Annotated in this window: 16 protein-coding genes; 10 read left to right on the top strand and 6 right to left on the bottom strand. The window is 37.4% G+C overall.

Going from position 1 to position 13,278, the window contains the following annotated elements; genetic code table 11:
• Positions 1–30: 30 nt before the first annotated feature.
• The gene (sodB, locus tag CCAL9328_RS08485; protein ID WP_169972385.1) at positions 31–654 is read right to left on the bottom strand and encodes a superoxide dismutase [Fe]; all 624 of its coding nucleotides are present in this window, start codon (positions 652–654) and stop codon (positions 31–33) included.
• 231 nt (positions 655–885) lie between these two features.
• Here sodB and CCAL9328_RS08480 point away from each other — a divergent pair, with 231 nt between their 5' ends.
• Genes CCAL9328_RS08480 through CCAL9328_RS08470 form a run of 3 tightly spaced genes read left to right on the top strand, consistent with a single transcriptional unit; the run spans position 886 to position 3,720 of the window.
• Positions 886–1,878 (top strand): DctP family TRAP transporter solute-binding subunit, encoded by a 993-nt coding sequence (locus CCAL9328_RS08480; protein ID WP_169938325.1) that lies wholly within the window; start codon positions 886–888, stop codon positions 1,876–1,878.
• 4 nt (positions 1,879–1,882) lie between these two features.
• Complete coding sequence (locus CCAL9328_RS08475) at positions 1,883–2,440, top strand: TRAP transporter small permease (RefSeq protein WP_169972384.1); 558 nt, start codon at positions 1,883–1,885, stop codon at positions 2,438–2,440.
• Positions 2,437–3,720, top strand: a complete 1,284-nt coding sequence (locus CCAL9328_RS08470; protein WP_170000437.1) for a TRAP transporter large permease — start codon at positions 2,437–2,439, stop codon at positions 3,718–3,720. The genes CCAL9328_RS08475 and CCAL9328_RS08470 overlap by 4 nt, the downstream gene beginning before the upstream one ends.
• 91 nt (positions 3,721–3,811) lie before the next feature.
• Here CCAL9328_RS08470 and CCAL9328_RS11305 read toward each other — a convergent pair whose 3' ends face one another.
• Genes CCAL9328_RS11305 through CCAL9328_RS08445 form a run of 5 tightly spaced genes read right to left on the bottom strand, consistent with a single transcriptional unit; the run spans position 3,812 to position 8,689 of the window.
• Entirely contained in the window at positions 3,812–4,909 is a 1,098-nt protein-coding gene (locus CCAL9328_RS11305; RefSeq protein ID WP_170000436.1) for a diguanylate cyclase, read from the bottom strand.
• Positions 4,909–5,970, bottom strand: a complete 1,062-nt coding sequence (locus CCAL9328_RS08460) for a GGDEF domain-containing protein (protein ID WP_169938317.1) — start codon at positions 5,968–5,970, stop codon at positions 4,909–4,911. Before CCAL9328_RS08460 ends, CCAL9328_RS11305 begins: the two co-directional genes overlap by 1 nt.
• A 37-nt stretch (positions 5,971–6,007) precedes the next feature.
• Positions 6,008–6,160, bottom strand: coding sequence for a hypothetical protein (locus tag CCAL9328_RS08455; protein ID WP_169938315.1), 153 nt, complete (start codon positions 6,158–6,160; stop codon positions 6,008–6,010).
• On the bottom strand, positions 6,157–8,055 hold the full coding sequence (locus CCAL9328_RS08450; protein WP_169938313.1) for a mechanosensitive ion channel family protein: 1,899 nt from the start codon (positions 8,053–8,055) through the stop codon (positions 6,157–6,159). The genes CCAL9328_RS08455 and CCAL9328_RS08450 overlap by 4 nt, the downstream gene beginning before the upstream one ends.
• Positions 8,048–8,689, bottom strand: coding sequence for a carbonic anhydrase (locus tag CCAL9328_RS08445; RefSeq protein WP_169938311.1), 642 nt, complete (start codon positions 8,687–8,689; stop codon positions 8,048–8,050). The genes CCAL9328_RS08450 and CCAL9328_RS08445 overlap by 8 nt, the downstream gene beginning before the upstream one ends.
• 147 nt (positions 8,690–8,836) lie before the next feature.
• Between CCAL9328_RS08445 and CCAL9328_RS08440 the strand changes: the two genes are divergently transcribed.
• The 7 genes from CCAL9328_RS08440 (at position 8,837) to CCAL9328_RS08410 (ending at position 13,227) form a co-directional block, all read left to right on the top strand.
• Entirely contained in the window at positions 8,837–9,541 is a 705-nt protein-coding gene (locus CCAL9328_RS08440) for a Bax inhibitor-1/YccA family protein (protein ID WP_169938309.1), read from the top strand.
• Positions 9,534–9,917 carry a thiamine-phosphate pyrophosphorylase gene (locus CCAL9328_RS08435; RefSeq protein WP_169938307.1) on the top strand — a complete coding sequence of 128 codons (384 nt, stop codon included), beginning with the start codon at positions 9,534–9,536 and terminating at the stop codon, positions 9,915–9,917. The genes CCAL9328_RS08440 and CCAL9328_RS08435 overlap by 8 nt, the downstream gene beginning before the upstream one ends.
• A 63-nt stretch (positions 9,918–9,980) precedes the next feature.
• Complete coding sequence (secG, locus tag CCAL9328_RS08430) at positions 9,981–10,319, top strand: preprotein translocase subunit SecG (RefSeq protein ID WP_169938306.1); 339 nt, start codon at positions 9,981–9,983, stop codon at positions 10,317–10,319.
• A gap of 150 nt (positions 10,320–10,469) precedes the next feature.
• Entirely contained in the window at positions 10,470–11,027 is a 558-nt protein-coding gene (gene frr / locus CCAL9328_RS08425; protein ID WP_169938304.1) for a ribosome recycling factor, read from the top strand.
• Between the two features lie 2 nt (positions 11,028–11,029).
• Positions 11,030–11,638, top strand: coding sequence for an orotate phosphoribosyltransferase (pyrE, locus tag CCAL9328_RS08420; RefSeq protein WP_170000435.1), 609 nt, complete (start codon positions 11,030–11,032; stop codon positions 11,636–11,638).
• A complete protein-coding gene (locus CCAL9328_RS08415) occupies positions 11,638–12,060 on the top strand; it encodes an RDD family protein (RefSeq protein ID WP_170000434.1) in 423 nt (140 codons plus the stop codon). The genes pyrE and CCAL9328_RS08415 overlap by 1 nt, the downstream gene beginning before the upstream one ends.
• Positions 12,061–12,126: 66 nt before the next feature.
• On the top strand, positions 12,127–13,227 hold the full coding sequence (locus CCAL9328_RS08410; protein ID WP_169938298.1) for a PepSY-associated TM helix domain-containing protein: 1,101 nt from the start codon (positions 12,127–12,129) through the stop codon (positions 13,225–13,227).
• Positions 13,228–13,278 lie beyond the last annotated feature (51 nt).

Raw genomic sequence — 13,278 nt, 5'->3', positions numbered from 1 at the left:
ACCTAAGACTTATGTTACAAATGGTAACTGTTATTTATTTCCGTGAAGTTCGTCGATATAAAATTTAACGGAATTCAAACCCTCTTTCTTTGCCCACTCATAAGCAGATGAGACAAATTCCCAGTTTATGTTTTCATAAAATGTTTCGAGGTATTTTGGGCGAGCATTGAAGTTATCAATATAATACGCGTGTTCCCAAACATCTACAACAAGAAGTGGAATTTTACCTTCGGTTACCGGAGTTACGGCATTTGAAGTTTGAACGATCTCTAATTTTTGGCTTGACGGGTTATAAACAAGCCATGCCCAGCCTGAACCAAAAAGTGTTGTAGCGGCTTTAATGAACTCGTCTTTAAAGTTACCAAATTCATTTGATAGCGCCGCTTGTAGCTCTTGGCTCATCTGGCTTTTTTTAGCTATACAATCCCAGTAAAAGTCGTGGTTATAAACTTGAGCCGCATTGTTATATAGTCCGCCTTTAGCGCTTACTAGCAGCTCATAAAGTCCTGCATTTGCAAATTCGCTATCTTTTATTAGGTTATTTAAATTTGCGACATAAGTTGCGTGGTGTTTGCCGTGGTGGTAATTACAGGTTTGCTCGCTTACTACAGCATTTGTTTTAGCGTCAAACGGAAGTTGTCTTAGTGTAAACATTTTGGTTCCTTATATATTGAATTTTACAAGTCACATTATATTACAAATTTGTAACTAAATTATTAATTGAGTATTTTTATCGTTTATAGGATATTTTTACCACTTTTAAAATATTAAATGAGTAAAAAAGTAACATTTGTAATGAAATAAAAGTAACTAAATGTAACAAACTATACAAAATCAAAAATTTAAATATTATAATGGGCTTAAAACCAAACAAAGGAGAAGCTCATGAAAGTTTTAATTTCAACAATACTAAGCTGCGCAGTTGCAGTAAGTGCATTTGCAGCTGAAAAAACATATACAATAAAATTCGCGCACGTTGTTGCGGCAAGTACACCAAAAGGAAAAGCGGCTGATTTCTTCGCAAAACGCGTTGAGGAGATAAGCGGCGGTAAGATAAAAGTTCAAGTTTTCCCTTCGGCTCAACTTGTTGATGATGATCGTGTATTTGGTGCTTTAAAGCTAAACAACGTTCAAATGGCAGCGCCTAGTTTTTCAAAATTTACGCCTATCGTTCCACAGTTTCAGCTTTTTGATCTACCGTTTATATTTGCAGATGAAAATCACCTGCATAAAGTTCAAGACGGCGAAGTTGGTCAGGCTTTAAAAGACCTAGTTACTAAAAAAGGTTTTGTTGCGCTTGATTATTGGGATGCGGGCTTTAAACACTTTAGCTCAAGCACAAAACCTATCGTAAATCCCGAAGATGCTAAAGGACAAAAATTTAGAATTCAAAGCTCAAAAGTTTTAGAAGAACAAATGAAAGCAGTCGGAGGCAACCCTCAAGTTCTTCCGTTCTCGGAGGTTTACTCTGCGCTTCAACAACGCGTTGTAGATGCGACTGAAAACCCGCTTTCAAATTTCTATAACACAAAATTCCATGAAGTTCAAAGTTCGCTTACGCTTTCAAGCCACGGATATCTTGGCTATCTTGTAGTAGTTAGCGATAAATTCTGGAAGAGTTTGCCTGAAGATATGAAAAAGTATGTTACTCAAGCACTTAGTGAGGCTACTGATTATGAGCGTGAAGAGACCGCTAAAGAGGACGCACACGTTATAGCAGAGCTTGAAAAATACGCAGCAGAGACTAAGAAGCTTGAAATTTTCAAACTTGATGATACTCAAAGAGCTAAATGGTCTGAGGCTATGCAACCTATCTATCCTAAATTTTACGATATCATAGGTAAAGATCTAGTAGAAAAAACTATAAATGCAAAGTAATACTATGCAAAGATTTTTTCAGATTTTAGATGTCGGCATCGCTAGTGTAAACAAGACGATCGCCGTCGTAGGTATAGCAGCCGGGACGCTGCTAGCCTTTATCAATGTCGTTATGCGCTACTGTTTTAACAGTGGCTGGGCATGGGCAGGTGAAACGGTAAACTACCTTTTCATCTGGTCTGCATTTTTCGCTGCCGCTTATGGTTTTAAAAAGGGCATTCATATAAGCGTAACCATACTAATAGAAAAATTTCCTCCACAGATCGCTAAAATCTATATGATATTTTCAAGTATCCTAACAACGGTATTTTTGTTATTTATCGTAGTTTACGGTGTTCAATACCTCATGATACTTCACGAGATGGAATTTATGAGCGTTGACCTTGGAATTCCTCAATGGATACCAATGCTTGTTCTTCCGATAGCATTTTTGGGTGCAAGTTATAGGGCCGGAGAGAAAATTTTCGAGATAGCCAAAACACCTGCCGACAAAGTTATCGTAAATGCAGAAGCCGAAACCATCAGAGATGCTGTTTCTGTTGTTAAAAAGGAGCAAAAATGACCATAGCGTTTTTATTTATCGCTCTTTTTGGGCTTATGCTTATAGGTGTGCCTGTAGCCATTTCACTTGGCGCAAGCACTGTGCTTACTATGATACTTTTTACAGACTTGGAGCTAGCGGGAATTCCTCAACTTATATTTGACGGTATAAACAAATTTTCGCTTATGGCGATACCTATGTTTATCTTGGCGGGAAATTTACTAAGCAAAGGTGGTTCTGCTAAGCGTATTATAGAATTTGCAAAGTCTATGGTAGGACATTTGCCTGGTGGTCTTCCGATGAGTGCGATATTTGCTTGTATAATATTTGCGGCAGTTTCTGGAAGTTCTCCTGCAACGGTTGTTGCGATCGGCTCTATCATGTTTGTAGCTATAAAAGAGGCGGGCTATCCCGCAACTTACGCCGTAGGAGGAATTTCGACTGCGGGTTCACTTGGAATTTTGATACCGCCTTCTGTTGTTATGATCGTTTATGGTGTAACGGCTGAGGTTAGTATAGGTAAGCTATTTATGGCGGGCGTTATACCGGGTGTTATGCTTGGTGCTATGATGATAGCTCAAACTTATATCGGAGCAAGAAAACTAGGCTTTAAGGCAACTACTCCTGAGCCGATGAGTGAGCGTATTAAGAAATTCGGTAAGGCGTTTTGGGCGCTTTTGATCATTGTTGTCGTTATAGGCGGAATTTACGGCGGAATTTTTACTCCGACCGAGGCTGCTGCGGCTAGTGCCGTTTATGCGCTTGTTATATCGCTTTTTGTGTATAAGGATATAAAAGTTAAGGACATCTGGGCGATATGTCTTGACTCGGCGATGACTACCGCGATGATATTTTTCATCATTACAAACGCGGTTGTGTTTGCATATCTACTTACAAGTGAGCAGATACCTCAAGCTATCGCGGATGCTATGCTAAGTGCAAATATTGGCAAGATAACATTCTTGATCATCGTAAATATATTGCTATTTATCATGGGTCAGTTTATGGAGCCGTCATCTGTTGTTATGATCATGGTGCCGCTGCTTTTACCTATAGCTACTATGCTAGGTATCGATCCGATACATTTTGGTATAGTTCTTATCGTGAATATGGAGATAGGCATGATCACGCCACCTGTGGGGCTTAACCTGTTTGTTACTAGCGGACTAACGGGCATGAGCTTAAAAGATGTTATCATGTCGTGCTTACCATGGACATTAACGCTGTTTGTGGGGCTTATACTTGTAACTTATATACCTGAAATTTCACTTTGGTTGCCAAATTTAATGTATGGCAATTAAAACTTCTTTATGATTATGGCGGATAACCTCCGTCATAATCTTTAAATTTTATCTACTTTAAATTTGGATTTGATATAAAGAGGGCTTTGTGTTATTTAGGGGTGCTCCCCCCCCATAGCGCGTGGTTGTATTTTTCATTTACAATGATATCTTTACCTCGTTTTTTACCTTGATAAAGTAGTGTGTCGGCTTGTCTTATCATGTCTTTTATATTAAATGGCTCTTTTCCATCGTGCGATACCATACCAAATGTCATCGTTGCTTTTATGACGGTGTTTTGATATGTGGTTGTTGACTGACTTATCAGCTCTTTTACTTGTTGCATACTTTTTAGAGCTTCGCCAGATGTCGCGTTGTAAATTATGATAAGAAATTCTTCTCCGCCCCAGCGAGCAACATAGTCGTTTTCTTTAAATGTTTTGTGTAAAATTCCTGCAAAATCAACCAAAAGCGCGTCTCCTGCGCTATGTCCGTAAGTATCGTTGATGATTTTAAAGTTGTCTATATCGCACATTACGATGGAGAAATTTACATCTTCAAAAAGGCTCTTCTTGTCTATGACGCTATTCATAGAAGTTCGGTTTAAAAGCCCTGTTAATGGGTCGTGGTTAACTATCATGCGAATTTTCTCTTTTTGTTTTAAGACGCTTGCGTAGATTAGCTTGTTAGACACTTCAAGCAGATAGGCTATAGCTATAGCAAAAAAGGTCATTGCGCTAAGGTTTATCACCATGAAAATATCACGCCACGCGTCATATGGTCTATTTGGTTCTCCCGCAAGAAACAGCAAGCATATAATGGCGGCTATGGTTTGTATCGTTATGATAGTGTGGTTGACTTTTCTGTAAGCAAATGCGGGCAAGAGCATGGTAAACGTTGAGGTTAAAAACAATAAACCAAAGCCGTATCCCCAGCCAAGCACCATAGTGCAGATAAATACATATACAAATGTTTCTATTTGAAATATAAAAAACGATAGTTTTGCGTTTGTTTTGTTGTCTATTAAAATTTTAATCGAAAATATATAGCTTATTATCGAAAATATATTAACTACGGCTAGGCTCTCTTCTTTTGCGATGAGAAATAAAACAAAATACACAATGTGAGTTATCAATGACAGGGTTAAAACTATCTGTAAAAATAGCTCCGGATTTATGTTTCTTTTTATATTTTTAACAAAGATACTCACTAGTCAAATTTCCATTCTATGCGATTTTTACCGTTTCTTTTACCTTGGTAAAGCAGGGCGTCTGCCTTGCCTATAAGCTCGTCCATCGTGATGATCGTTTTATTTGTGCAAACAACCATACCAAATGTCATACTCACAGCTGATTTATCGGGTAGTTTGATAGAATTTATGCTTCGAGTAAGCCTTGCGGTGATCTTGTATAAGAAGTCGGTTTTTGTATTCGGAAGTATTATGAGAAATTCTTCCCCGCCCCATCGGCAGATATAGTCATCTTTTCTGAAGATACTTACAAGCATATCGGCGACATCTTTTAAAACCGCATCTCCTCGCTCGTGTCCGAATGTATCATTTATCGTTTTAAAGTTATCTATATCGCCAAGCATAACGACTAAATTTGAGTTTGGATTTTCATTCTCTTTTAACGCGCTTAGCTCGTATCTTAGGATATTTTTTATAGAGCGCCTATTTAAAAGACCGGTGAGAAAGTCTCTTTTTGAAAGTTTTTCAAACTCATCCGTTTCGTTTTTAAGTCGCTGATAGTCAGCTGCCGTTATAATGTCGGCGTATGTTGAAAGTTTTATCCTTGTATAAAATATCAAGATAATGTTCGCCGTGTTTGTTATAAGTAAAATTTCTTTCGAAAGCCCGATGTTGATATCTTTTGTAAAAAAGTAAAGTGCTATTAATATAAGCAGCTCCATGATAACGATCGCGTATGTGATACGTTTTGAGTCAAAAGCCAAAAAGTAATTTACAAGTATGGTGCATGCAAGCATGATCCACATACCTGAAGCCCAGCCCAATACCATAGAACCCAAGGTAGCGCCGATAATCGTATTTGCATGAAACAGCACGGATATTAGCATGCTGTGTTTGATGTTAAAATTTAACCTCATTAATACAAATACAATCACCGACATGGCGTAAAATATAGCGATATTTGCATTTATAAAGTAGAACAAAAGCACACAGGTTAAATTTATTATGATTAAAATGTATAAAAGCGTTTTGTAGATATTTTCTACGGCTTTATAACTAGCATGTCCTACTTCTTTGCTCATGAAAGTGCAACTTCCTTTATGTAAATTTTAATAGCATTTAATAAGATTCGTAGCTATCTTCTTCCTCGTCACCATCATCGTAGTCATAGTCGTTTTCGTCATAATTATAACTATACGTGTTAGATGAGTCGTAGTCATCATCTCCTATACTCTCTTCGTAGTCGAAGTCGTCTTCAAATTCCGTGCTCATAAATTCTCCTTTTGTAAAATTTCATCTTGTGGTAAATTTGTATTTTCTATATAAAGACTTTGGCTTGGGAATGCAAACGAAAGGTTGTTTTCGCTTACGATTTGCATGATCTTAAATATAATATCTTGCTTTACAAGGACGTATTCAGCGCCTACGGTTGTTTTGGCAAAGCAGTTTACAACAATATCCACCGAGCTGTCGTTTAGGTTATCAAGCGCTACGGTTAAGTTGCTCTTATAACCTGCTAGATCATCGATACTTACGATATTTTGTTTAAATCTAGACCTGCTATCTTTTGCCATAAACTGACCACCGTTATCAGGCTTTGATATACTTGGATGATCAAGAAGCATGTTTCTTATGTCGTCTATACATTTTTGAAGCTGCTTAATGGTTGAGTTATAAGTAAGTCCGATGGTAAGCTTGATATTGCGTCCGATTTTACGTCTTGTCCAGTTTCGTATAGGGTCGCTTACCAACTTTGAGTTAGGCACAAATATAAGTGCGTTATCAAAGCTTCTAACCGTTGTTTTTCTAAGTCCTATCTCGACAACCGTTCCCTCTATATCACCACAAACTATCCAGTCGCCTTGTGAAAAGGAGTTATCAAAAAGAAGCATAACCGAGGCAAAGAAATTTGCGATGATGTCTTTTGCCGCAAAAGCAACAGCCAAACCGCCGATGCCAAGGGAGGCGATAAGTGCCGATATATCAAATCCAAGGCGGCTTAAAACAAGCAAGATTGCTATCGTAAGAACGATAAAATATATAATTTTAAGGATTAAATTTACAACCTCTTTTCGTCCGCTTTTTTGAGCGATCTTGCCGATTAGTATAAGTCCGTATCCATCAAGCATGGTTAAAAGTAGCCAGGCAAATGCCAAGATATAAATTATCGAAAAGGTATTTGCGATATTTATAGGCATAGGCACAGGATAGTAGCCGATCCTTATGCAGATATTTAGTGCATAGATTATAAGTATCGAACTTATCGGTCGTTTGACGATGTCAAGAATTTGATCTTTTATGTCCTCGCTACCTTCAAATTTTGCAAATAGCGAGATAAACCAGTAGGTAAATTTTGCTAAAAGTCTTGTTAGTGATATAAAAAATAAAAATATAAAAATTATAATGGCCGTCTTGCCGAGATTAAATTTATTTGTATTGACGGGAACTTTTTCATTTATAAGATCGATCGCATTTTTTAAATTTAACTCAGAGAGTATGAAGCTTGAGCTTAAAAGTGCGGCGTTGTTTTTTATATATGTTAAAATTTCTTCAGATGTTTGTTTTTGCAGTTCAAGCAGGGCGATCTCGTTGCTATATGTCGCCACATCATCGCCTAAAAATTCCTTTAGATCTTTAATGTTTAGGTATAAATTTGTCTGTAAATTTAAAAGCTCGGCTACGATGAGATCTTTTATCTGACTGTCTTTTGCACCCTTTTTAAACAACTCTTCAAGCTTTATGAGTGCAGTATAGTAGGCTTCGCTTATCCTTAGCTGTTCAAGCTCGATGGCATTTTGTGCAAAGAGCTTTTTATTGCCTGACTTTTCATATCTTGCGACCTTGTTTTCTGCAGAATTTTTTCGTGCTTTAAATTTATCTATATCGCTTTGTTTGACGTCTATTTGCATGATAAGAAATGGAATTTTGTCTAAAAGCTTCTCTTTTCTCTTTTCAAGAGTAGATAAATTTGAAGCGCTTGTATTTGAGGCGTTTGAGTCTTGTTGCTGTAGTTTTAAAATTTGTATCTGCCCGTTTAGGGTTTGAATTTGAGCGGTGGCTTCTACTATATTTTTTGGCTCAAGCGAAGCGGTTTGGTTGTTTTCGCCTTTTTCACCCGCAAAAGCAAGGTTAAAGCATAGTAAAAACGCAAGTAAAATTTTACTCATGAGTATCCTGTCTGATAGCTAAAAGTTTAAAGGTTTTACTCTCTAAATCATAGCTAAAAATTTCTCCCGTTTCAATTATATAATGCCAGCCGTAAATAGCTAAATTCCCATCTAAATAATCACGCTCGACATTTGGATACGTAAGGATATTTTCGATCGAATTTATGACATTTAAGCGCTCTGTTAGCCAAGCCATTTTTGCAGGATCGTCGCTTGTAAATTTTAAGACCTCGTATTTTATAGGCTCTATCAGCTTTATCCAGTTCTTAACATTTGGCGTGTTTATAAATTTAGACTCGTCCTGATATAGCGCCCCGCATCCTCCGCAGTTTGAGTGACCGCAGATTATGATATTTTTGATATTTAATACCTCAAGCGCATACTCTATAGCCGATGTAGTAGCTAAAAATTCGCTACTTACACGGTAAGGAGGGACGATATTTGCGATATTTCTTACCATAAAAAGTTCGCCAGGAAGGCAGTTTGTGATGAGGTTTGGCACAACACGAGAATCAACACAAGAGACAAAAAGGGTGTGTGGATCTTGAGCGTGTTGTAAGCTTTCAAAAAGCTCTTTATGCTCCAAAAAGCCGTCTTCCATAAATTTAACGGCACCTTCAAGTAGTGATTGCATCAGATCTCCAAAAACGTTAATTGTGTTTAATTATATCAAATTTTATTTAATACGAACATGTTTGTGATTTTTTCGTAATTAAGTAAAATTTTAATTATTATTTACCTATTTTTGGCTAAATTTAGGGAAAAAATTTAAGGAGTTAATATGAGTTTGTATAACAGAAACTACGCTGATCAAAGCTCTCAAAGAGAAGAGGTTGCGTATTCTCAAAGTTCGTTAAGTTCGTTTATTAAGCAAACTTATCAGCTTTTTGCCGCATCTTTACTTTCAGCTACTGCGGGTGCTTATGTGGGCATTAGCATGGCGCATGTTTTTGCGGGCAACAAAATGCTATTTTGGGGACTTGTAATAGTCGAATTTGTTTTGCTTTTCGGTCTTATGGCGGCTAAGCGCAAAGAGGGGCTAAATATGGTCTTATTATTTGCCTTTACATTTGTTAGCGGTCTTACGCTTACCCCGCTTTTATCTGCCATCTTAAGTATGCCAAGTGGCGCTAGTATCGTAGCTCAAGCTTTTGCCCTTACGACTGTTGCATTTGGTGCTCTTAGCGTATTTGCTATGAATACAAAGCGCGATTTTACTACAATGGGCAAGATGCTTTTTATCGCCCTTGTTGTTATCGTCGTGGCAAGCTTGATAAATATTTTCTTTGCAAGTCCTTTGGTTCAACTAGCGATAGCTAGTATAGGCGCTATCTTGTTTAGTGCTTACATACTTTATGATACGCAAAATATTATCCGCGGTAACTATGAAACACCTATCGAGGGTGCTGTTGCCTTGTATCTTGATTTTGTGAATTTATTTACTTCGCTTCTTCAAATTTTAGGAATTTTTGGAAGAGATGAGTGAAAATGAACGCATTTATCGCGTGATAGATGCAAATTTAAATCGCTTAAGAGAGGGTTTGCGCGTAGTTGAGGATATAATGCGTTATGTCTTTGACGAGGCAAACCTCGCATATAAGATAAAAAACCTCCGCCACAAGGCAAAAATTTCTTCAAAAGAGTATATTAAATTTAGAGATGCCGCAAACGATGTGCTAAAACCAAGCACAAAGGCCGAGCAAGCTAGAACAAATTTAAGCGATTTAACTGTGGCAAATTTAAAAAGAGCTCAAGAGAGCGCACGTGTGCTTGAAGAGTGCTTTAAACTTATTGATTTGCAATACTCCGAATTATTCAAATCCATACGCTATGAGCTTTACGAGATAGAAAAGCAAATTTAATCAAAATTCAAAACTTTTTTTGTATAATGGCCATCAATATTTTTCAAATTTAAAGGAATTTCAGTGAGTGTATTGTTTTTAATTTTACAATTCGTCTTGGCTGTAGTTATCACTATCGCGGTTTTATTGCAGAAAAGTTCGTCTATAGGTCTTGGCGCATATAGCGGTAGCAACGAAAGCTTGTTTGGAGCAAAGGGACCGGCGGGATTTTTAGCTAAATTTACTTTTATCGTAGGTTTACTTTTTATACTAAACACACTGGTTCTTGGATATTTTTACAACAAAGACATGAAGCGCTCGTTGGTAGATAGTGTAGACGTAAAATCGCTTGTAATACCACAAAGTCCAGCTGCACCGGCAGTGCCGGAAGCTCCTAGCGCACCTGTTCCGGCAGCAAAATAATCATCGCATAATCGCTTTTGGCGGTTTGCGGTTTTATAAATTTTAGACTTAAGGTTTTGCAGCTACGGCTTCTTAATTAAACGATCTTTGAAGCCGCAAGACTTGCACCGGCTTAGGTTAAAAGCATAAAAATTTTAATAAAGGAAAAAAATGTTAAATGAAATTTATTCAGCCCAAAAAGAGAGTTGCGAAAAAGCTATAGCCGCCCTTAAGCGAGATTTTACAACACTAAGAACAGGTAAAGTAAATATCAACATCCTTGATAATGTCACGGTTGATTACTACGGTTCTATGACCGCTTTAAATCAAGTCGCTACCGTTCTTGCTAGTGATGCTTCAACTATCACGATAACTCCTTGGGAAAAAAGCATGATAAAGGCTATATCATCTGCTATACAAGCCGCAAATATCGGTGTTAATCCAAATTCCGATGGTGAATGCGTTAAGCTGTTTTTCCCACCTATGACTATCGAGCAACGCCAAGAAAACGTAAAACGCTCTAAAGCAATGGGCGAAAAGGCAAAAGTTGCCGTAAGAAACATCAGAAAAGACGCAAATGATGATGTTAAAAAGCTAGAAAAAGATAAAGCGGTTTCCGAGGATGAGAGCAAAAAAGGACAAGAGGAAGTTCAAAAGATAACTGACGCTTACAATGCAAAAATAGACACTCTTGTTAAAGACAAAGAGGCTGAACTTTTAAAGGTTTGATAATGAATTTAGAGCAAATTTATCGCGAAGCCGGAGCGTATTTGGAGGGTCATTTTTTATTAAGTAGTGGCAACCACTCGCAGTTTTATTTACAAAGTGCAAAGGTTCTTGAAAACCCTGAACTAGCCGGAAAATTATCTGACGAGCTAGCAAGCGTAATAGTTAAAAGCGGTGTTGAATTTGATAGCGTTTGTTCTCCTGCTTTAGGCGGAGTTTTGGCGGGTTACGAACTAGCGCGTGCTGCTAAAAAAAGATTTATATTTACCGAGCGCGTAAATAAGATTATGAGTCTAAGACGCGGTTTTGAGGTTAAAAAGGGCGAGAGATTTATAATCTGTGAAGATATCATTACTACTGGAGGCTCGGCTCTTGAAAGCGCTAGGATAATCGAAGAGCTTGGCGGTGTTGTAGTTGGTTTTGCCGCACTTGCCAATCGTGGTTTTTGCTCACTTGCAAACATTAACAGCGATAGAAAACCTGAGTGTAAGCTGCCATTTAATAAGCCGCTTTTTGCGCTTGGAAATTTCAAATTTGAAATTTATGAGCCAAGCGACTGTCCACTCTGCAAAAACGGAAGCGAAGCGATAAAGCCCGGAAGTAGGGGTAATTAATGCCAAAAACAAAGGCTACGATAGCGCCTGTGTATCTGCGCTTTAAAGCCTTTGTTATCGATATGTTTATAATCTTCATGCCGATCCTTTATATAACGACCTATCTTATAATGGATGGCAAAAACGACTTTCAAAATTCGCAAATTGCCATACTTATGTGCAACATCGCTTTTTGCCTGCTTTTATCGCTATTTTTTGCAATAAGTGCCCAAAGTCCAGGTTATAGGGCGCAAGGAATTTACCTTATAAATTTAGCTACTGGGCGCAAGGTTGGTTTTATTCACGCCATCTTGCGATATATTTGTTTTGCTATCGCCGGTTTTAGTGTGGTTGGGTTATTGCTTTGTTTTTTTAGGAAGGATAGATTAAATTTACATGATATCCTTACTAAAAGTGCTCCTGTTTGTAAAAAAAATATTTAAAATAATTTTTTATTATTGTATAATACTCCTTTTTGATATAAAATATCTTTTTCAAAAAGGAGTATAATGCTTTTTAGGCGCAATAAATTTGTCTTTAATCTTCACCTACTTTTGTCATTTCTTGCTACATTACCCTTGTTGATTATCACGCTTAGTGCAGTATTTGTCCAGTATCAAAATGAGATAATTGGCGTCGTAAATAGCTCAAATTTAAAGGTCGAGCCACTGGATGAAAAAAGGCTAAAGCCAAGTGAGATTTTAGAAAACATTATCAAAAAATATGAAAAAATAGGCTTTGCCAGCATGCAAATCTCAAGCCTTAAAGATGACGCATTAATAGCAAGAATTCAAACCACAAATTCCCTTCAAACACTTTTTATCAACCCCTATACGGGCGATATCAAAGAGGATAAGACTAGGCAAGTCGCGCAGTTTATGCTTATGCTTCATAGAAATTTAGCCCTTTCTTTTATGCAAAATGACACAGCAAGAATTGCCGGTAAACATATAGTTGCCATTAGCACGGTAAGCCTTGTGCTGTTGATATTAAGTGGAATTTGGCTTTATATGCCGCTGCTAAGACGCGGTATCAAAAATGCAATGAGCATAAGCTTTAAAAGTCGCGGATATGCGTTTTTATACAAGATACATGGTGTGCTTGGTGTGTGGTGTGCACTTTTTTTGCTCATAATGGCTTTAACAGGGCTTTACTGGTCTTACGGATTTATCAAAAATGGCGTAAACAAAGCATTTGGACTACAAACCGCAAGCATGAGCCACAAGCATCATAAAAGAGCTTTTAATCCGCTAGATAGCGAAAAATTTAAATATATCGATGAAATTTATGACGACTCAAATTTACGCGATACTACACTGGTTGTGCAAGGCGGTATTTATAGTGTGCGACATGATAAGGGTGATGAGAGATTTTTCAAGGTGGCTAAGAACGGAAAGCTGATGGAATTTAGTTCGGAGATAAAAGTCGAGCCAAACAAAAACGATAGCAAATTTAAAACTCCAAGAGATGTAAGTCGATTTGTGCTTAGCATTCATCAAGGAGATGTTTTTGGCGAGGTTGGAAGAGCTATATTTTCGCTTGTTTGTATTTTATTTTGTATTTTGACGATTAGTGGGTTTATGCTTACTTTTAAACGTATAAATAGATAACTTGGTGTGTGTCACAAACTTTATTTAACCTTATTTTGGGTAAAATCACCT

This window comes from Campylobacter sp. RM9328, from assembly GCF_012978615.1.
This window is presented reverse-complemented; position numbering and strand designations above follow the sequence as displayed.